The organism is Bacillus sp. FSL K6-2944 (assembly GCF_038005385.1).
GTDB classification, from domain to species: domain Bacteria; phylum Bacillota; class Bacilli; order Bacillales; family Bacillaceae_G; genus Bacillus_A; species Bacillus_A cereus.
In genome coordinates this window covers 1,365,241-1,385,724 of sequence record NZ_JBBOTE010000001.1, presented here as the reverse complement: position 1 = coordinate 1,385,724, position 20,484 = coordinate 1,365,241, and the positions used below count along the sequence as shown (strand labels likewise).

Below are 20,484 nucleotides of genomic sequence, written 5' to 3'. Positions count from 1 at the left end.
CATACTTACACGACCTTTTATTAGAATCATACCAGTCTTGTATATCATTTCATTTAATCCATATAAAGTAAGGCTAAAAAACTTATTTCAAAAGTTCTTTAGCCTGAGTCATTTTACACATTAAAAAATATAATACGTACAACGGTACCTTTACCAACTTCTGAATAGATTTCTACACTATGTCCTAATTGCTTCGTAATTTCATATACGAGATATAGCCCCATTCCAGTTGATTCTTTAAAATCTCTACCGTTTTCTCCTGTAAAGAAAGGTTTGAATACTCTTGGTAAATCTTGCTTCGGTATACCTACACCATTATCAGCAATTTCAAGTATAACATTATTACCTTCCTTACAAGCTTTCACTTTAATTTTCTCTCTACTACCTGATGAATATTTAATCGCATTCGATAGTATTTGTCCGATTAAAAATTGTAACCATTTCGCATCACTTTCTACAGTAATGTCCTTATCAATTTCAAGCTCTGGATATACAAAATTCCGGATAAAGAAACGTTTATGCTCATGTACCGAATCATTCACTATTTTATGTAGTTGTACTCTTTCTACATAAAAATCTTGTGTAAATGCTTCTAAACGTGCGACATACAGAGCCATTTCTAATCCCTTTTTTAATCGATCAGTTTCCTCATTTATACTTTCAAAACGTGAATCTACTTCATCCTGTGTAATTAGTTCTATTACAGATAAAGGTGTTTTCATTTGATGAATCCACTGATTCATAAAGGTTAAATGGTCATTATTTTTTCTCTCTTGCATTTGCAGCTGATTTTGATAATGTCGATATTGCACCTCAAGTAGTTCTTGAAGAGCAGCCGATACAGCTGCAAAATCAGATTTTTGAACAGATTCATCCAAAGATTGCATCGGGTTTGCTAGGCGCTCATAAAAAGAACGATGTGTAAAATAACGAAACACTAAATAACTTCCCATAAAGAAAACACCTAGAAACATTGCATATAACGCCGTTGTAATATGATTATGCCCATCAAACCAATATACGAGAAATATAGCTAGTAGTTGAATTATGGTAAAGCAAATAAGTGGTATATGATCACGTATAAACAACCTTATCATTTTTCTATACCATTATCCCAAGTAATATGAAATCTATATCCAACACTACGAATCGTTTCAATCGCACCTTCTATATGCAACGTTTGTAACTTTTTACGCACACGTGTTGTATTTACACTTAATGTATTATCATCAACATAAGATTCACTATCCCATAATTTATTAAGTAACACTTCTCTACTCACAACACGCGGATAATTTTTCATTAATGTCTCTAATAAAATGGCTTCGTTTCTCGTTATATCAATCTCGTCATTTCTAAGTTTCAATACAAGTCTTTCGGGATATAAACAAAGACCTTGTTGTTCAATCATTCGTTCTTCTAATTTCGGTGCATAATCTCCATATGCACGTCTTAAATGACTACGAATTTTCGCCACTACAACTTCATAATGAAAAGGCTTCGGAATAAAATCATCGCCACCGTTTTCTAACGCCATAACTTGATCCATCGTGCCTTCACGGGCCGAAATGAATAGTATCGGACATGTTGAAACTCCCCGAATTTGACGACACCAAAAGTACCCATCAAAACTCGGTAAATTAATATCTAATAAAACTAACTCTGGTTGTTCTTCTAAAAAAATGTTTAATACATTTTGAAAGTCCGATACAATAACTCCTTGATAACCATATTTCGCAACATGTGTCGATAATAGTTCTGCAATTTTCATATCGTCTTCTACAATCATAATTTTGACCATTATTGAACTCCTTTTTAATCCACAATCTCAAATATACTTATATAAAATAAATACTACCTCTTTTCACAAAATCAGTAAATTAAAAAAAGGATGCTTTTATACAAAAGTATCCTTTTTCGTCCCTTATCTATTTAATATGAAATTTACTAAAAGTAAATCCTAGTTTCTCCACATAATCCATTCCTAGTTCCATACGCGCTGTTTTCAGCGGATCCACAACTTGGCAAACTTTTAAATTACCTGCTGCCGATAATAAAAGCGTTGCATCAGCTTTAGACATTGCTAATTCTTCATGTAAAAATGTCACCATATTACGTACAGCACGATTTGCTGCATCATCTAACAATTTCTCTGAAGCAATCGTCATCATTTTTTCTTTTTGAATAGCCATTGGTAACGGCCATTTCTTTTCTTTTATAACTTGAACTGTTACCGTTACCTCACCAGCAACCTCTACACCACTAACACCAATTTCACCATCACCCATCGCTGCGTGTAAATCACCTAACGCTAATAGTGCTCCTGGGACATTAACTGGTAGTAGTAATGTTGTTCCTTCTTTAATCTCTTTACAGTCCATATTCCCGCCGTGATCATGCGGTGTGCCACATGAAATGCTCTCTTCTTTCGGTGCAGTACCAATTACCCCAATCATTGGATTAATCGGGATTTGTAGTTCACTTGAAAACAAAACATATTCATTATGTATTGGGACAATTTTCACTGTATTTTCATTTAACTCATCACCCATTACACCAAGGTTTGCACCTGTAGTTAAAACGCCCTGCTCTGCAATTTCAATTTTTTCAATCGTTACGGCTAATATATCGCCAGGTTCTGCTCCTTTAACATATACAGGTCCAGTGGCTGGATTAATTCGGTTCCAATCTAATTCTTGAAACACAACATCTTCAGAATCGATTTGATTTTCAAAGCAATCATATGTTTCAAATATAAGACTGCTCCCAATTTCCACTTCCATACACGGCTTATTTTCTGGTGACATTGAGTAAATGATATGGTCTTTATGAATTCGATACATAATACCTCTCCCTTTTATATTTATCTACTATTACTAATTAGCTCTTTTTATACAAGCTCCTCTTAAAATTAAATGTTATTTTTATGTAAAAAAGCACGCAGATTGTTTTATAACATACACTCTTTACTATAACAGAAAGGTGGTATCACTATGCCCCTTATTCCATACAACGAAAGTGATGTTGATTTACTAGCTCGTTTAATTCGTGCTGAAGCTGAAGGCGAAGGTCGCCAAGGTGAGGAGTTAGTTGGATGCGTTGTAGTAAACCGTGTATTTTGTGATTGCTTAGATTTTAAACAACTCCGTACCGTACGCGACGCTGTATATCAAAGCCCCGGCGGATTTGAAGCAGTACAATATGGATATTTTTATCAACGCGCTCGTGAATCAGAAAAAGAAATCGCACGAAAAGTTTTACAAGGTGAATGGCGCTGGCCTGCACGATGGGCTCTTTGGTATTTCCGTCCAGTTGGAGCTTGTCCACCTGAATGGTATAATCAGCCATTTGTAGGACAGTTTAAAAGCCATTGTTTTTATGAACCAAGTGGTGATGAATGTCCGAAAATGTATTCACGATAGTAAAATTTGCAACGCAAGTACTTAGAAATTTTGGTACTTGCGTTGCTTTTAACTGTGTTTTAGAAATCTAATAGTGTGATGAAATTTTCTATGCCTACTACATGTATTAATAATGGTATACGAGGACCATTTGATTGATTCATAATGAGCTTATATATAATAGTGAATAATTGTTTTTGATTTTCTTTCATTATTTTTTTATTTTCATGATGACAAATCGAATACAATTGCTCCATTAAGTTAGAGTAATCTTTATTAGAACGAAGTATTTTACAAACTTCTACTAGCCATTCTTTCTGCCTTTCATCTAATGTATAGTAAAACTCTTTATTTTTCTCCTGATTTACCGCAATTAATTTTTCAGATTGAAAGTTTCTTATCCAATACTCTGCGCGATTACTTATCGCTCTCATTTCATCTAATGCATAGCTCCTATCTATTTTCTTTAATATCCCCTGTAAAATAGTAGAATCAAAATTTAATAATGGTAACGTTCCTGCTACTTGATTAAATTTCGGATATTCGTTAAACTCGCTATCAACTTTAGAGATTTTAATTGCATCAAATAAATCTTCATTTTTGAGCATTTTATTTTCATAGCTATCTTTCAATCGCTCATACTCTGTATAATTGCGAATCACATCTTCATCTAACCCAATATGAAAAGCAGCGCCTGGTTTGTATTTTGCAAACATAAAGAGAATTACTTCTGGTATATACACTCTCAATAAATTACTTGGTGTAATAGTATTCCCTGAAGAGCTAGACATTTTTTCATGATTTCCTTTAATACCAATGAAATCGTAAGCAACGTAATGAGGCGCTTCACGATTGAATATTTTCCTTGCAATTTCTTTTGATACATTATAACTACCCGTTTCTGATGAATGATCTCTTCCACCCGGTTCAAAAATAACATCCTCTATCATCCATCTCATCGGCCAATCGATTTTCCAGTTTAGTTTCATTTTATTTGTATTTAATACGGATAATTCTTTTTCATTTCCGCATTCACATTCATACCGGACTGTTTTTAATACTTCATCAAAATGTGTAATAGTTGTTGTATCTTTTCCACACCTCTCACAATATAATGCAGCTGGATAAAAATTGTTTCGCTCTTCTTCACTACACTCTCCAGTTTTAAAGTCCATTAAAATATCATATATTTCTTTTCGTTTATACAAAGCCTCTAAAATATTTTTGTTATACCTTCCGCTTCTATATTCATCATGTTGATAAATAAATTCCACTTCAATTCCAAATGCTTGAAGCGATTTTTCAAACTCTTTTTCAAAATGCTCCGCATACGAGTTATAACATCCATACGGATCTGGAATATCACAGTATGGCATACCAATATACTTCGCAAAAGAAGGATCAATATTTTGGGGAACTTTTCTAAACCTATCATAATCATCCCACGAAAATATAAAACGAGTCTTTTTCCCTAAATCTTGAAGTGCTCTTACTACGAAATAAGTCGTTACGATTTCACGAAAATTCCCAATATGAACAGAACCTGACGGACTAATTCCTGATGCACAAACAAACGTTTCTTTATTTGGATGTTTCCTAATTAATTCATGTGCTACTTCATACGCCCAATGCATATATTACTCACCTGTTATGAAGTGACCTTTGTCAATAGTTTTTCACCCATAATATTTTTCTTGATGGCATACAAAAGCTTCAGAAATAAGATCTATCGACAGTTAACCACTCTGTTATTCGTGGATTGGTTACCTCAGGTTAATGGTTCGTCGTTAGGCTCTTATAATCTCACTGCGTGGATCACACCTTTTCAAATTCTAATAAATAGCTTGTTTATCAGAATTTCAGCCATGCCAGAAGAGGTGAGTCATAGATAGCCAGACCTGTAATTCACTATCTCTGAAGCTCATCTATGCCATCAATTGATACCTTTGGTTTCTAACTATGAATGAATCAATCAACTTCATATCCTTCCCTCTTTATTTTCGGTGAATTTTACCTGTTTCTAATCCCCATATAAAACACCCCAGTTCTCTTGCGATAGCTGTAACGGCAACATTTCTAGGTTTCCCTTGATATATCATGCGATAATATTTTCTTTGTAACCTTTCTACAGCCTGATCCGCATAAGCAATCACTTCGCTTCGTTGCCCTTTTTGTCTTGCTTTCACTCGCTTCGATTTTAATCCGATTGTTCCTTTTACCAACGCATTTGCACATTCTACAAGAGTAGACCTAACGGTCGAATTTCCTTGTTTTGTAATCGAACGTCGACTGATTTTTTCTCCACTTGAGCTTTCGCTTGGTGTCAATCCTACATAAGCCATAAATGCTTTAGCCGTGGGAAAACGAGTGAAGTCTGCAATTTCCACATGAACAGTCATTGCCGATGTTGTATCTATACCTTTTAAGCATCTTAAATTTGCGATTGGTTCTTCGTACCTTTCACGATGAGATAATTCTTCTAATCTCAGACTGAACCGCTCAATTTTATCGACTAGAACATCATACTGTAATAGGTATTCGCCTAACGTTTCTTTGAATAATCCTTGTAGATCAAGATTCTTTAACCATTTCATATAAGCGATTGTCCAGCTTGATTTCCCTTCATACACATAGCCATGCCTTAAAAGGAATGCTTTTATCTGTTGTTTTATTTTTTTCAAAGATGTTTTAAAATCACCTAACATGCGGATATACTCTTTCACGGCAACATCCTCTTCTTCTGGAACATATACTTCTTTATAGGTGCCATTTGCTAAATTAAGAGCAATCATTTTGGCATCGAATTTATCATTTTTAACCATTTTATTTTTTGATGAACTGTACATTGTTGTGGGAGCTAAAATATCACAATCAATTCCATTTTGTTCAAGAAGATTATGAAGTGAATACCCTAAACAACCAGCCTCATATCCAGCTTTAATTTTTATATCTTCACCATATTTTGTTTTCAGTTTCTCAACGAATTTTTTTACGAGAGATACATTTGAAGCACATCGTGCTTCTCTTACAATTTCCCCAGTTGTTCCGTGTAGTGCACATAAGCTAAAACTTTCCTTGTGGACATCCATCCCAATATAGATTATATTTTCCATAGTGGCCTCCTATTATCATAGGGTATAACCCCATTCATAATGTTTTCATTCATTATTATGGGTTAAAATCCCTGACTTGATAATCTAGGAGGTCGCTTCATATTATCTCAATTATTTTTTGTTTCTCATTTCCAGTTTTATGCAACAAAAAAACTCCCACCCCCCAAGATTATTCATCTTGAGGACGAGAGTTGTTAGCTTCGCGGTACCACCTCAGTTTGTTAATATGTCACCATATTAACCTCTTCAGGTACGGCAAAATATGCTTATACCCTATCTCTATAACGGGAGAACCCGTCGCACCATCCCTAAATAAATTAGTTCCTTGCGCAGCTCCAAGTCTTTTTTCATTAAGATGTATACCGCTCTTTCTCAGCTACCAGAGCTCTCTGTACGTATTCTTTCTTAACTACTCTTCTCTTCTATGCCTTAAATATTAGTTTTTTAATATGATAATTTATAACACTTTTATTGTCAAACTTTTCCGAATCGAAATCGTAAAATTATCTAAAAAAATTCTTTATCGCTTCTAATTGAATTTTGTGGCTACACTCATCACAACAATATGCCCCTTTTGGTTTCTCTTTAAATCGCTTATATTTTTCACTGCCTTCGTAAACACGAAATATATTCTTACAAGAAAAGCAAACAATCTCATAAAACATCATATGCATTTTCCTTTCCTTGTTTATACACTTTTTTAATCACTTGAGAAGGTCATTTTTCTACAGTATAAATTTTAATATCCTTTGACTAAAAGGTTTACCTCTATTCTTATCGAATTATATTAATATCTTATAACGCGAGGTGAACATCTTGTTCAGTAATATAGAATTAGTTTTAGATGCTAAAGCAAGTTTAGCTGAAGGACCATGTTGGAATGGAAAAAAGCAACTTTTATATTGGGTTGATATTATGGAGAGAAAATTATGCATATATAATCCTACCGCTAATACGAACCGAGTAATTGTTCTCAATCAACAAATTGGCTGTGTTGTTCCATATTTAGAGGATGTACTACTCTTAGCTATGGAAAACGGCTTTTATTCTATTAATGTAAATACAGAAAAACTGACACATATTTTTGACCCTGAACCACATTTAATAGAAAATCGTTTCAATGATGGAAAATGTGATCCATCTGGTCGTTTCTGGGCAGGTTCTACAGATACATACGGTATGAATGCTGCAGGTTCCTTGTATTGTTTACATCATAATTTAAGTGTAGAGAAAAAAGTTTCACATGTAAATACATCAAATGGAATTGCTTGGTCACCTGATCATACATACTTTTACTTTATAGATACACCTACTAAAAAAGTGGTTCGCTATCAATATAATATACGTACTGGAGACATTCATAATCCAAGTGATGTAATCAATTTCTCTGAAAATGATGGTCTACCTGATGGTATGACAATTGACGAAGAAGGTTGTTTATGGATTGCACATTGGGGAGGTTCAAAAATAACTAGATGGAATCCCTCTACTGGAAAACAAATATTAAGCATTCCAATTCCCGCGTTATATGTAACATCATGTACATTTGGTGGGCCTAATTTAACAGATTTATATGTTACAACAGCCAGAACAAGAATGAGTGATAACGAATTAAAAGAGTATCCACATGCTGGTGGTATTTTTCGAATTCAAACAAATGTTAAAGGCTGTCCCACCTATTCATTTTGCAATAAAAATATTGGAGCTGAAACAATGTGAACCGTATCGATTACATAAGACAAGAAGAAAAGAAATATCACGACCTTTGCTATGAACAATATAAACTGTTTGAAGCTGGCTCTTGGCTTTTCAAACCAGTTAAAACGGTTATGGACTTGATGAACCACTTTGACGGACAAAACAACTTGCAAGTACTTGACCTTGGCTCTGGCGTTGGGAGAAATAGCATTCCAATTGCAAAAAAAATAAAAAATACTCGCGGCACCGTTACATGTGCTGATTTACTTAATTCCGCTTTAACAAAGCTACAAATTTATAGCAAAGAACATGATGTATGCGAGGCTATAAAAACAGAAGAAGCAGCAATTGAAAACTATCATATTGACTCTAACGCTTATGATTATATCGTTGCAGTATCAAGTTTAGAACATGTCAGATCAGAAGAAGATTTTAAAAATGTACTCCACTCTATGAAAAGAGGTACAAAAAACGGCGGTATTAATTGTTTAATTATTAACTCTAACATACAAGAAATTGATTCAATAACGAATGAAGAATTAGAAGCTTTAATTGAAATTAATCTTTCAACCGAAGAAATGATAAGTACTTTAAAAAGCATTTATAAAGAATGGAAAGAACTAAAAGTTGAAATAAAAGAATTAGCTTATGATATTGTTCGAAATGAAAGACACATTCAATTAAAAACAAATGCTATATCGTTTGTAGTTCAGAAATAATCGTATAATAAAGATATGATTATTTCTCTCATATTTATTTTTATTGCACGAAATTTGCAACTATAAATATTTATGAAACAAAAAATAAAAGAGCACTTGTTTCCGCAAGTGCTCTTTTGGGGATTTTGAGATACCCTATTAACGAAAGTTAAGGTTACTTAAAGTTAAAAGGTATTTATATTATATGCTTGTCCTTTTTATTTGTGCATAATCAATATATAAACATCTTTAATCATTCTTAATAACTTTTAGTTATCGTTCTTTCTTACATTTTATCATTAAGAAATTGATTGAAGGTTTATTTGCCATGTTCTTATTTGGTTCATCAATTTCCGAAACTTGTACTAATCTATATTGATTAAAATCTTTTTTTATAGATTCAGAATCATAAAAGAACATTTTTACACCTTCCATTATCTCATAATAATCTTTATCCAACTGTTTTCCTTTTCCGTACATGGGAGCTTTTTTAGAAACAGTTGTAAAAACCATATATCCGCCTGGTTTTAACTGATTATAACAATCTTCAATAAATTTCTCTCTTTCCTGTTCATTCAACAAATGAAGAAGTGCATGACTAAATATCCCATCATACAGTTTATTATCAAAAGGCATTTCGTTTACTGAACCGTGATACATACTAACATCTTCTAGTCCGTTTTCTCTTGCTAAATCGATTGCTGTTTTTGAAATTTCAATACCTGTTACATTTATACCATTATCGATAAAAACCTTTGCATTTCTTCCATATCCAATACCCGGAACTAATATATTCTTAACGTTCTTTTCAAGAAAAAAATCTTTTGTCAAAATTGCAGATTCTGTAGGTTCAAATCCCCACATCGTTTGTTTTTCGATAAAACTTGATTCCCAAAATTCCATTATGTATCTATCTCCTTATTTTCAATCCATTTTTAGTATCACATGAAAAACTTATAAATTTTAACGCTGCGTCTACCTATGCCAAATTAGTTTTTTACCACATTCACTATAAGTCCATTGAATATAGCACAATTATAAGCCTATATCTATTATAATGATTGGTTTAAAATCCACCCTATTTTATTAATCCTTACGTTTGTAGAAAAATAAAAAAGCCAATACTTCCGTTATAGTATTGGCTTTTTCTCACGAGAAATTATCTTTTTATATTGTACCGATCTAATACTTTTTCTAACATTTCTAAAGTTATTGGTTGTGCTTCTTTTATTAATTGATAACCAATACGACCATTCGGTTCCGCTGTAACTTGCTGTAAACTCTTTACGTCATGAATCCCTTTTTCTCTTAATTGCATATAAAGTTGTTGTTCCGACATTTTTGCCTGCATCAAATTCTCTTTTACAATCTCTCCGTTTTCAACAATTATAATGCTACTTCCATTTAAAAATTGTTCCACCTTCCTTGATTTCAATTCAAAGAAATGAATGATAAGTAGTATGCTTGCAAATATGATAGCCGCGAATATAGATGGGACTACTTTTCTACTTAATACAGGTTCTACAATAATACGGCCAATTGATACAACTATAATGATTTCAGCTCTTGTCATTTGGCTCACAGATGTACTACCTGTCATTTTCAAAACAATTATTCCAGTAAAAGTTAATATAATACTTTCCCAAATTATATTCATAATAACCCAATCCTTTAATAGTGTATTTTACTATCATTCCCATTAAAGGTATGTTTTACTTACCTATTAAGTTGTTAAATCCTTCAGACCATGATGGAAATAAAGGTGTCCATCCATACTCTTTACGTGCCTTATTATTGGAAGCTCCTCTTTCCCAACTATTTTTCCCATCTTGAACTTTAGGCTTATGTGCCCCTATCGCTGCTGCATATATTGGTAACCATTCTTTACTAGTTGCTGGATAATTATCTACAATATTTACGATTCCTGAAGGCCAATTAAGGGATAGCATAGTAGCTCTTGCAGCATCTTCAACATGTATAAACGAGATTATCCCGTCTGATGCGATAATTTCATTATTACGAACTTGATTTGCTATTAATCCGTTTTCCGCATACCATGTTCCTAGTCCGTATAATGTGCCGTAACGAAGTATAACCGATTCAGGTAACTCAGTAACAGCTTTTTCTAATTTCAATATGCCATTAACAGTGACTTGCCGAGGCATAGAAGCAGTAATATGTAGTGAGTCTTTTTCAGTCGCAAATGTATCCCCTGGTTCATACGCCCATGAAATACTTTGAGCGATTATTTTCTGTACCCCTACATTTTTAGCGGCATCGACAAGGTTACGAGTGCCTTTTGTTCTAATTTTTGCATTATCCTCAAAATTCCATGATGACAATGACGTTAATTGATGAATAACTACATCGGGATTTGTTTCTTCTAATACAGAAAATACAGCCTCTCTATTAAATACATCAGCTATTACTGGTATGGCACCCACCCTTTTCATTGCTTCTACTTGCGAAGTATTACGAATCATCGCAAACACCGTATGCCCATTTTTTATTAACATTGGCAATAAAGAACGTCCTATTACACCAGTTGCACCTGCTACAAATATTTTCATATATGTTCCTCCTCATTTAATAATCATAAATGTGACGAAACATTTGTAAGGTATGTGACAAATATTTGCTCATTTTTTCGTTATTCATATGAAACATATACTTTTAATGGTTTAATTATCCCTAAACTCAATTCATCAAAACATTGTATGAGTGAAGTATAATGTATTTCATGTTGAAAGATCTCCTCTATAAATGGTGTTTTTCCTATTTCTTCAAAAAACCAATCTGCATGTTTTTGATAATCGTATCCGTCACTTGATCCAATAATTTGTAATTCTTTCTGATAAAAGTTAGCAGTTAATGTTAGTTCTTCTATATTACCATCAGACAGTATACATATTTTACCATTAGTTTTAAGAGCTTTTTGCAAAGTATGGAACCCACTATTTGTAGCAGAACATTCGAAACCATAATTATATGTTTCTATTATTTTCTCTTCTGAATCATATATGTTTTTCGTACCAAACTTCTTTGCAAAATCTCTTCTATTTTTATTAGGCTCAACAACATCCACATGCTCAATGCCTACATAGTATTTTAAGAAATAACAAGCGAGTAAACCAATAACTCCCATTCCAATTATAAGTACTTTTTCATCCTGTCGCGGGTTTAGTTTCAATACTCCTTTAGCGGCATCACATGAAAGAATAGATAATAAAGCAATTTTAGGTTGTATAGAACTAGGCACTCGAATTACTTTATGCGCCTTAACTATCCCTATCGTTTCATGTCCATAAAAAGAAACTACTTTATCACCTACGTTTACATGTGTTACTTGATTACCAACTTCAATCACTTCACCATAACTTTCATATCCAGTTTTTCTTGGATAAAAAGGATGCGGATCTGTAACATCGGATCCATTATACTGTGGTAACTCGGCCCCAATGCTTATCGATCCTGCGATTGTTTTAACGATAATTTCATCGTCCTGTATGTCCTTAATTTCATTTGTTTCCCACTTAAGTTGTTTAGGCCCTTTTACAATTAACTTATATTGTTCCATTTATATCCTCTCTTTTTATAAAGATGTTATAAGTAATATTGTTATCCATCTAGATTTCGACTAAATTTATTTACCTAATAGATGATAAATTACCCTTGCCCACGTTTATACCTTTAATGCTCCTGTACCTTTCTGTTCAGCGTCTAATACTTTAAGATTACTATTCTGATAACATTTTAAGAAAAGTCGTTGCCGCCCAAATGAAATAAGCAAGTTGTGTCACGATATACATCGTAATTTCAAAACCTGTAAGCTTTCTTTCCCTTTTTATTTTCTTTAAATATTTATAAAAACAAAATGAACATAAGATCAGTAAAACAATAGACATTTGATATAGATTATCCACTAAAAGAACTGCCATTTATTTCATCACCTTTCCAATAGAAAGCGGGCTATAGTTCAAGCATACCATGAAAAAGGAATTAATTACCATGCGGTCCAGAGCAAATATTACCCAATTAAAACCAGTCACCTTTTTGAATTTATTCAATACAATGTTATGTAATCGACTACACACGATATAATAGGAGATTACTTTCTTTCACTGCAAATGCTTAGGAGGAAGTTGTACATGCAATTGATTCATAACATAAGAAAGGCATTTAATAACCTATGTAACTACGATACGTTCAATTTAATACACACTATTCAATCATTAAATATTTCACTTCATAAAATAGCTCCTTTTATTACTTCACCAGTTAATCTTGAATACGGAAGGAACGTTATCTATCAGTCTGAATTCGTAGAGATTTTAGTATTAAATTTCCCCAGCAAAGCAAAGACCTTTGTGCACGATCATGGAATATCTGTAGGATGTATACTAATAGTCAATGGTACGTTACAAAATATAACGTACGAAAATAATAGCGAGCGGATTGAAGAGTTTACAGAGGGAAATATTTTCACAGTAAAAAAAGATACTGTGCATAAAATGTATAATGCTACAGATTCAGCAGTAATAACTTTCCACGTATATTCCCCACCATTAAAAGATGTCCAAATATATGAATAGTCTTTAGAAGGAGGAAATATGCAAAATTTGAAAGATTACTATATAAAGAGCTTACAAGATGGTCGTAACGTTTGGCTCTATGGACAAAAAGTAGATGTAACTACAGACAAACATTTTGCAGGAACATTAAGTACCATTTCTAATTTATTTACATTGTTTGATGATCCAATACGAAGAGATTCTGTTGGATATGTTAGTCCAAAAACGAAAGAATTTGTCCATACAGCCTTTTTAGTTCCGAATTCCTATAACGAATTATTAATGAGGAGAACCGCTTTTGAAACGTGGAGTTATGCTACAGACGGTGTAATGAGTAGACTATCTGATTACGCAAGATCGAGACTTACTGGCTGGTACGTATCAAAATATTTTTATAAAAAATTCGATGCACAGTTTCCAGATAAAATTACATCTTATTATGAAGAAGCAAGAGATAATCACTTATTCTTAAGCGTAGTTCAACGTGATCCACAAATAAATCGATCTACAGAATCAATGTTGAATACAAACGACTTAGGATTACTAAGAGTTACGAAAAAAACTTCTGATGGAATTTATTTAAGTGGTGCTAAAATGATTGGTACTGCTTCTCCTTATTCAAATGATTTATTAATCTATCCATTAGCAAAACTGACTGATACTCAAAAAGATTTAGCTCACTTTCTCATCGTGGCAGCCAATTCCCCTGGATTACATATGGTTTGTAGAGAACCATTTGCGAATACACATTCAATTACAGTTGATTCCCCTCTTAGCTCACAGTACGATGAAATGGATGCACTATTAATCTTTGATAATGTATTTGTACCATGGGAACGAGTCTTACTATATAACAACCCTGAAGCGTTATGGGCAATAAAGTCAGATGTAGCTTCTAGTAGTTTAGCTTATCACCAAGCAATTGTACGATTAGTAGTAAAGCTAGAATTTATAACTGCAATTGCTTGTGAAATTGCTGAAGCGATCGGTGCTACTACTTATTTGCATGTTCAAGAGAAGCTTGGGGAATTAATTATGCAAATCGAAACAATTCGCGCACTTTTAATTGCTGCAGAAGTTGAAGGTACTACAAATGAAACGAAAACTTATTTGCCGAATTTTAAATATATCGAAACTGCAAGGAATCTTGGTTCCAAATATTATCCCCGTGCAATAGAAATTTTACAATTAATTGGAGCAGGTGGGTTCATTCAACTTCCTTCGAGCTCGAATGACTTCCAAAGTCCGATAGCTAATTTATTGAAAAAGCACTTTAAAGGAACGAATATAGATGCCGAACAACGCACAAAATTATTTAAGTTAGCCTGGGATATCATTGGAAGTCCATTAGGATCTAGACACGAATTGTATGAAAGATTTTATGCCGGAGATCCAATACGAAATACAGCTACGCAATATGTAAATTATGATAAAAATCATTTTAAAAAGATGCTAAGTAAATATTTACATTAATGAAAAAGAGCACTCTTTTCTAAGAGCGCTCTTAAAAAACATATAGTTATTCAGTTACATATATAGTTGCTCCGTCCACAACTGCTACTTTTCTCTGTAATGGTTTCATTTTATTCACCTTTAGTTTTCTTCTTACACATGATTCTTATCATATTTTCTCGTATAGACTTCCCCATTCTGAGTAACTAATTTTAATGCAATTTCACCACAAACTCCATGTGGTATTTCAAATTCACCTTGTGCATTTGAAATACTACGCATCTTACTTTCAATTGAATCTTCATAAATTTTCACATTAGTTATAGGTTCGTTATTTTAATCTACGATAATACCTCTTGAATACTTTGCAACTGCTATGCATTCTCTTTTTTTATATTTAGCCACAACCATTACACCAACTACTATAGCGCTACATACAAACAAGAGAATGATTTTTCGCCTCAAAACCAAACAAACCTCCTAATTCAAATTATTCTTTTCTAAACTGAAAATTAAACTGTCTTAATTGCTTGATTTCCCCAATTACTTTACGAATACCTTCTTCAATCTTATCTTCTTTTACATTCGAAACATTTAACTTTAATAGTTTTTCTTTAGGGAAATTCCTCATATAATTCTTATCAATAGTATCGACACTTATTTGCCTGTCACCTAATTTTTGTATAAGTGTTTCTGTAACTGTGTTTTTCTGCATTTCTAAACAAGTGTGTATTCCAAATGTGTTTTGTCTATTATATGTAAATAATGATGGATCTTCATTTTGCACTTTTTCTAATGTTTCTGCTAGTTTTATTGATCTATTATAGTAGGAAGAATTAATTTTACTTTTATGACGTTCAAACATACCGCTCTTTATATAAATTTCTAAAGCCGCTTGAGAAATCATCGGACTATCAATATCTAGTATCTTTTTGTATGTATAGAACGCATTTGCAATGGATGGTGGAATGACCGCAACTCCAACCCGTAAACCTGGAAAAATAATCTTCGAATAACTTTTCAAATATATGACATGACTACAATTATCCAAGCTATATAATGGATCTGCTTTTGAATCAGTTTCTAAATCTGCTAAATAATCATCTTCCACTATAAATACATTGTATTTCTTAGCCAATAGTGTGATTTTTTCTTTCTCATCTTTAGAATAAGACGTTCCAAGCGGATGATGATATCTCGGTATCGTATAGAAGAATTTTATTTTTCCGGTTTGAAATATTTGCTCCAATTCATTCAAATCGATACCTTCATTCGTACGTTTAATACCGATTACAGGAACTTTATTTATTTCTAGATAATCAATATATAGATGATATGTTGGTTGTTCAATTAATACAGTTTCATTTCCATTCGGAAATGGTATAGAAGTTAATATAGCAAGTGCCTGCTGAACACCGGATGTTATAAAAATATTTTCTTCTTTTGTAAAGACTTGATAATTTGCTAGTTGTTTTTGAATAACTGGTATTAAAGATGGTAAGCCTTTCGGCGTTCCATATACAAACAAATCATTTTTATACGTATCAATAGCCTTATTAATACAATGTTGAAAATCTAAATACGGAAAAACATCTGGATCTGGTGCTGAGGAGGCAAAATCAATTATCTCGTTATTTTCTATAGTACTCTCTGATTTTTTAACAACGTAGTATCCACTTTGAGGGACAGAATATATAATGTGACGCTTTTCTAATTCATGAAGAGCACGTATAACTGTTGCCTTATTACATTCATATTGCGTAACGAGTGACCGTATAGACGGTAATTTCTTTCCTTCTCTTATTTCTCCATTTTGAATCATATTTTCTATGTCGTTTAAAATATGTAAATACTTATACATATTACACCTCCAGTAATTATATCGATTTTTCATTCATATAGCATTCATTCCTCAATTAGTTAATTTTCCGATCATCTATATCGTAAATCCCAATAGCATATGAATCATTTTCAATCCATTTCTTTACTTCTTCTGTTTTAAGTACCCCTTCAACTTCTTTTTCTATTTTCTGTCCAAGTCCTCTCGCCCCTACTTCATCATCGCTAATCTTAGTTTTTATATCAATGGTAACAGATTGATTCTTTTTATAATTTATTTGCTGAATACCAAACCCTTCATATCCCTTTTTTCTGAATACGTCATCAAATATATGTCCAAAAACTTGATTCCATCTACTCTCTGCCTTTACAACTTCTCTATTTCTTTGAGTTATATTGATTTTATAAGACGTTACACCTTGTATCACCAATCTTTTATTAATATCATTTTTTATTTCGTTACCATCTTCGCTATCAGCAATCTCTAAATCTAATATTCTTTCTTTTTCATCTCTTATAGCAGCACTAAAAAAAGATTCCTCCTTTACCGCGGCTGTAGCAATATCCATCACTATAGACTCTTCACTTTTAGCATCTTCAATGTCATTCTCACAGGCACATAATAAAGCAAGTGGAAATAAAAATACAAGTAACTTCTTTCCCTTTCTCATGCAGCACCCCTCCATATATTTTCATTTACGATAAACTTTTTACTTTGACATATAAATACCTTCTTTAATTATTAAATTTAACATTATTTCACATTTCCCCCACTTAACAAGGGAATTACAATTAATAAATAGAATATCTCTATGAATAAATAAAAAGTGAGGGATATATAATGCAACATGTAAATACGATTGATATTAGTAATGTACTACAATTGGAAAAAACTCTTTCGACTTTATTAAATAAAATGATTTCTTCAAAACTAGACCTTGAAAATTGGTTAAAAGAGCAGTCAAAAGTAATTTGGGACATCGAAGAACAATTAACATCACATTACATCGCCTTTCAATGTAATACGGATGATGAAGAAATAAAGGATACTTTTGAACATGATCAACAATTTGTAAAGCCACTTTTAAAGCGGTACCAAAATTTATTGGATAATAAATATTTAGAGTCACCTTTTCGAATGGAATTAGATTCTAACGTATATGGTTTATTAGATACAAAAATAAAAAATGCTCAAAAGTTATTTTGTGAGGAAAATATCGAATTAGAAATACAGGAAGACAAATTAGTCACAGAGTACTTTGAAATCACTGGAGGATTAAGTGGAATTTGGGACGGAGAAGAAAAAACGATAACAGAATTACAATCCTATTTACAAGATTCGAATCGTGACACCCGTAAAAAGGCAAAAACCATTATTTCTGAACAATTTTTATCTGTTGAAAAAGAACTCCAAAATATATTAAATCAATTAATTGAAATTCGCCATCAAAAAGCAAAAAATATTCAACTAGAGAATTATCGCGATTATATGTTCAAAAAATACGAGCGTTTTGATTATTCAGCGAAAGATTGCTATGAACTAGCTGAATCCATACGTAAGTATGTTGTGCCTCTTAAAGATAAAATATTGCTTGAGAAAAAAGATAAACTGCAATTGGATATGCTTTGCCCGTGGGATGTATCAGCTGTAACTCCAGATCAAAAAGTACTTAAACCTATTGCAAATGAAAATGATTTAATTGAAAAGAGCACTCATATCTTTAATAAACTAGATGTTGAATTTTCAGCACTTTTAAACCGAATGTATAAACACAATTGTCTTGATTTAACAAGCCGCAAAGGAAAAGCAGCTGGTGGCTTTTGTGAGTACTTACCAGCTTCACAATTATCTTATATTTTTATGAACTTAAATTATACACAAGATGATATTGTCACTTTTATACATGAAATGGGTCATAGTATTCATAACGAACTCATAAAACCATTAAAATTACGACAGTATATAGAAATTCCAGCTGAAACAGCTGAGCTAGCCAGTATGACAATGGAGTTATTCTCGCTTAATTATTGGGATACCTTCTATACAGACAAAAAAGATTTAAAACAAGCAAAAATTAACTTCTTTAAAGATGTTATTTCATATTTACCTATTATGCTTATTGTCGATCAATTTCAACACTGGCTGTATGAAAATCCAAGTCATACTTCTGAAGAAAGAAATGAAAAATACTTACAACTTCAAAAACATTATCAGTCTAGCGTCATACATATTGATGGCTACGAAAACTGGATAGCAACGAGTTGGCTACCTGTACTCCATATTTTTGAAGTACCATTTTATTATATTGAATATGCGATCGCCCAACTTGGTGCATTACAAATGTATAAACAATATAAAGAGGATCCTAAGCAAGCGCTAGAAAATTATAAAAAGGCATTATCACTAGAAAGCTCGCAATCTATAAAAGAAGTGTATGATGCAGCCGGTATTCGTTTTGATTTTTCTGGTGAAACAATTAAAGAACTAATGCTATTTGTAGAAAAAGAATTAGAATTACTTGAGCAATTATAAGAAGAAAGCTGCACCTATATTTTTGGTGTAGCTTTCTTCTTTATTTTATTAATCAGCTCTATGTACTGAGTATCTCCATATCCGATTGTTGGAAAAAGATAAAACAACTTTATTAATAATTCACGAGTTGATAAATCTTTATTTTTAGAGATGAATTTCATTACTGCATTATCTTCTGTTAACATTTCTAAAAATAAGTCTATAGCCTGATACATTACAGGTGGCACCTTATGAGAGGTCTTTTTATGGTTTACTAGTACTTCATTGTATATAGAAGAATAATTCCCCAATTCAAGTTCAATTTGATTTACTTTAAATTCATCCTCTCTAAAGCTATTTAAGTATACCTTCCCTTCATAAGCAGACTGTTCAAGGTGAGAAAGTATGGTAAGTAAGTTCATTTGGCAAAACATATCTTCACCAAACCATAGAACAATACATTTATACTTTTTCGTAAAAAGGTTTTCTAACGGATCTATAACCTTTTTTATATAACTTTCTACTGAACTGTTATGTCCTTTCGCTCTTGTTTTAATAAACTCTTCATTAAAAACTTGAGTAGTAGCCGAGTTCACACACATTGCCTCATTAAATGGTGCATAATCAGAATCACCCATTAGCTTTTTATTTTTAAATTCTTCATACATAACTTGACCATTTAATATGTTAAGTACCTCTTTATCAAATAGCTCACTCTTCCTGTCTCGTAACTGTTCAACCTCTATTTTTCTAGAAATATTCATTTTAAACGCCCCTTCTTTATTTAAATTTAGTTTAACAAATGATTGAATAGGCATTTTGTTAAGTTGATATTCTCTTGGATTCATTCCAAAAACATTTTTACATATTCGATTTAGCCGTTCCTATTTATAGTGCGATAGAATATTCATTTGCTGGAAATGGGAATATCGTTGACTATGAGTATTCTATTACAAAAGCACTATTTGAAGGCTACCAAGAGGAAAATGAGCTACCAAAAGAGATGAAAGACAAGTTTCCGTTATTTATTAAATTAAAGGAGATTTTTGAATATAGCTTAATGCATATGTATTGGGATAAAGAAGAATTAACGGAGGAACAAGTACGGATTATGAACCTTTATAGGATGAAGATCGAAAATAAGAATACCTATATCAATATTTAAGAATGCCGTTGTTTAACTGCAAGGAAACTTTGGTT

Annotated in this window: 21 protein-coding genes, 1 pseudogene and 1 other annotated feature; of the genes and pseudogenes, 7 read left to right on the top strand and 15 right to left on the bottom strand. The window is 32.4% G+C overall.

The genetic code is table 11. The annotated features are described in order from the left end of the window. Window positions 1-113: 113 nt before the first annotated feature. From MHH55_RS06995 to MHH55_RS06985, 3 genes are all read right to left on the bottom strand, one after another. On the bottom strand, window positions 114-1,097 hold the full coding sequence (locus tag MHH55_RS06995) for a sensor histidine kinase (protein WP_002183605.1): 984 nt from the start codon (window positions 1,095-1,097) through the stop codon (window positions 114-116). After that, on the bottom strand, window positions 1,094-1,801 hold the full coding sequence (locus MHH55_RS06990; protein ID WP_000238994.1) for a response regulator transcription factor: 708 nt from the start codon (window positions 1,799-1,801) through the stop codon (window positions 1,094-1,096). Before MHH55_RS06990 ends, MHH55_RS06995 begins: the two co-directional genes overlap by 4 nt. A gap of 127 nt (window positions 1,802-1,928) precedes the next feature. Continuing rightward, window positions 1,929-2,843 carry an acetamidase/formamidase family protein gene (locus MHH55_RS06985; protein ID WP_078187493.1) on the bottom strand — a complete coding sequence of 305 codons (915 nt, stop codon included), beginning with the start codon at window positions 2,841-2,843 and terminating at the stop codon, window positions 1,929-1,931. Window positions 2,844-2,993: 150 nt separating this feature from the next. Between MHH55_RS06985 and MHH55_RS06980 the strand changes: the two genes are divergently transcribed. Beyond that, complete coding sequence (locus MHH55_RS06980) at window positions 2,994-3,422, top strand: cell wall hydrolase (RefSeq protein ID WP_001128398.1); 429 nt, start codon at window positions 2,994-2,996, stop codon at window positions 3,420-3,422. 59 nt (window positions 3,423-3,481) lie between these two features. Here the strand turns inward: MHH55_RS06980 and lysS are convergent, their stop codons facing one another. The 3 genes from lysS to MHH55_RS06965 all read right to left on the bottom strand — a co-directional run bounded on the left by lysS (window position 3,482) and on the right by MHH55_RS06965 (window position 7,188). After that, the gene (gene lysS, locus MHH55_RS06975; RefSeq protein WP_078187492.1) at window positions 3,482-5,035 is read right to left on the bottom strand and encodes a lysine--tRNA ligase; all 1,554 of its coding nucleotides are present in this window, start codon (window positions 5,033-5,035) and stop codon (window positions 3,482-3,484) included. A gap of 360 nt (window positions 5,036-5,395) precedes the next feature. Further along, window positions 5,396-6,514, bottom strand: a complete 1,119-nt coding sequence (locus MHH55_RS06970; RefSeq protein WP_340880263.1) for an IS110 family transposase — start codon at window positions 6,512-6,514, stop codon at window positions 5,396-5,398. Between the two features lie 177 nt (window positions 6,515-6,691). Beyond that, window positions 6,692-6,948 (bottom strand) — a binding site (T-box leader). A 69-nt stretch (window positions 6,949-7,017) separates the two neighbouring features. Beyond that, a complete protein-coding gene (locus MHH55_RS06965) occupies window positions 7,018-7,188 on the bottom strand; it encodes a DUF2197 domain-containing protein (RefSeq protein WP_000551042.1) in 171 nt (56 codons plus the stop codon). Between the two features lie 142 nt (window positions 7,189-7,330). On the opposite strand from MHH55_RS06965, the gene MHH55_RS06960 reads away from it, so the two are divergent. After that, window positions 7,331-8,233, top strand: a complete 903-nt coding sequence (locus MHH55_RS06960; protein ID WP_078188115.1) for an SMP-30/gluconolactonase/LRE family protein — start codon at window positions 7,331-7,333, stop codon at window positions 8,231-8,233. Then, on the top strand, window positions 8,230-8,931 hold the full coding sequence (locus MHH55_RS06955; RefSeq protein WP_078188116.1) for a class I SAM-dependent methyltransferase: 702 nt from the start codon (window positions 8,230-8,232) through the stop codon (window positions 8,929-8,931). The genes MHH55_RS06960 and MHH55_RS06955 overlap by 4 nt, the downstream gene beginning before the upstream one ends. Before the next feature lie 252 nt (window positions 8,932-9,183). Here the strand turns inward: MHH55_RS06955 and MHH55_RS06950 are convergent, their stop codons facing one another. The 5 genes from MHH55_RS06950 to MHH55_RS06930 all read right to left on the bottom strand — a co-directional run bounded on the left by MHH55_RS06950 (window position 9,184) and on the right by MHH55_RS06930 (window position 12,848). Beyond that, complete coding sequence (locus MHH55_RS06950; protein ID WP_000397612.1) at window positions 9,184-9,813, bottom strand: class I SAM-dependent methyltransferase; 630 nt, start codon at window positions 9,811-9,813, stop codon at window positions 9,184-9,186. 256 nt (window positions 9,814-10,069) lie between these two features. Next, complete coding sequence (locus MHH55_RS06945) at window positions 10,070-10,567, bottom strand: DUF421 domain-containing protein (RefSeq protein WP_001021703.1); 498 nt, start codon at window positions 10,565-10,567, stop codon at window positions 10,070-10,072. A 55-nt stretch (window positions 10,568-10,622) separates the two neighbouring features. Then, entirely contained in the window at window positions 10,623-11,480 is an 858-nt protein-coding gene (locus MHH55_RS06940) for an NAD-dependent epimerase/dehydratase family protein (protein ID WP_078187662.1), read from the bottom strand. 80 nt (window positions 11,481-11,560) lie between these two features. Beyond that, window positions 11,561-12,487 (bottom strand): zinc-dependent alcohol dehydrogenase, encoded by a 927-nt coding sequence (locus MHH55_RS06935; protein ID WP_078187661.1) that lies wholly within the window; start codon window positions 12,485-12,487, stop codon window positions 11,561-11,563. A 160-nt stretch (window positions 12,488-12,647) separates the two neighbouring features. Beyond that, entirely contained in the window at window positions 12,648-12,848 is a 201-nt protein-coding gene (locus tag MHH55_RS06930; protein WP_000279688.1) for a hypothetical protein, read from the bottom strand. 210 nt (window positions 12,849-13,058) lie between these two features. Here MHH55_RS06930 and MHH55_RS06925 point away from each other — a divergent pair, with 210 nt between their 5' ends. Next, window positions 13,059-13,502 carry a cysteine dioxygenase gene (locus tag MHH55_RS06925; RefSeq protein WP_001176009.1) on the top strand — a complete coding sequence of 148 codons (444 nt, stop codon included), beginning with the start codon at window positions 13,059-13,061 and terminating at the stop codon, window positions 13,500-13,502. 18 nt (window positions 13,503-13,520) lie between these two features. Then, window positions 13,521-14,954 carry a 4-hydroxyphenylacetate 3-hydroxylase family protein gene (locus MHH55_RS06920; RefSeq protein ID WP_001180384.1) on the top strand — a complete coding sequence of 478 codons (1,434 nt, stop codon included), beginning with the start codon at window positions 13,521-13,523 and terminating at the stop codon, window positions 14,952-14,954. A gap of 132 nt (window positions 14,955-15,086) precedes the next feature. Here the strand turns inward: MHH55_RS06920 and MHH55_RS06915 are convergent. From MHH55_RS06915 to MHH55_RS06905, 3 genes and pseudogenes are all read right to left on the bottom strand, one after another. Continuing rightward, window positions 15,087-15,398, bottom strand: a pseudogene (locus tag MHH55_RS06915) (hypothetical protein). A gap of 25 nt (window positions 15,399-15,423) precedes the next feature. Then, window positions 15,424-16,794 (bottom strand): aminotransferase-like domain-containing protein, encoded by a 1,371-nt coding sequence (locus tag MHH55_RS06910; RefSeq protein WP_078187660.1) that lies wholly within the window; start codon window positions 16,792-16,794, stop codon window positions 15,424-15,426. Window positions 16,795-16,849: 55 nt separating this feature from the next. After that, window positions 16,850-17,443 carry a DUF4030 domain-containing protein gene (locus tag MHH55_RS06905; protein WP_078187659.1) on the bottom strand — a complete coding sequence of 198 codons (594 nt, stop codon included), beginning with the start codon at window positions 17,441-17,443 and terminating at the stop codon, window positions 16,850-16,852. 170 nt (window positions 17,444-17,613) lie between these two features. Between MHH55_RS06905 and MHH55_RS06900 the strand changes: the two genes are divergently transcribed. Continuing rightward, complete coding sequence (locus tag MHH55_RS06900) at window positions 17,614-19,305, top strand: M3 family oligoendopeptidase (RefSeq protein WP_340880540.1); 1,692 nt, start codon at window positions 17,614-17,616, stop codon at window positions 19,303-19,305. A gap of 14 nt (window positions 19,306-19,319) precedes the next feature. Here MHH55_RS06900 and MHH55_RS06895 read toward each other — a convergent pair whose 3' ends face one another. Beyond that, window positions 19,320-20,132 (bottom strand): AraC family transcriptional regulator, encoded by an 813-nt coding sequence (locus tag MHH55_RS06895; protein WP_226794329.1) that lies wholly within the window; start codon window positions 20,130-20,132, stop codon window positions 19,320-19,322. On the opposite strand from MHH55_RS06895, the gene MHH55_RS06890 reads away from it, so the two are divergent. Continuing rightward, complete coding sequence (locus tag MHH55_RS06890; RefSeq protein ID WP_002006075.1) at window positions 20,123-20,449, top strand: hypothetical protein; 327 nt, start codon at window positions 20,123-20,125, stop codon at window positions 20,447-20,449. The genes MHH55_RS06895 and MHH55_RS06890 overlap by 10 nt on opposite strands. The last annotated feature ends 35 nt before the right edge of the window (window positions 20,450-20,484 follow it).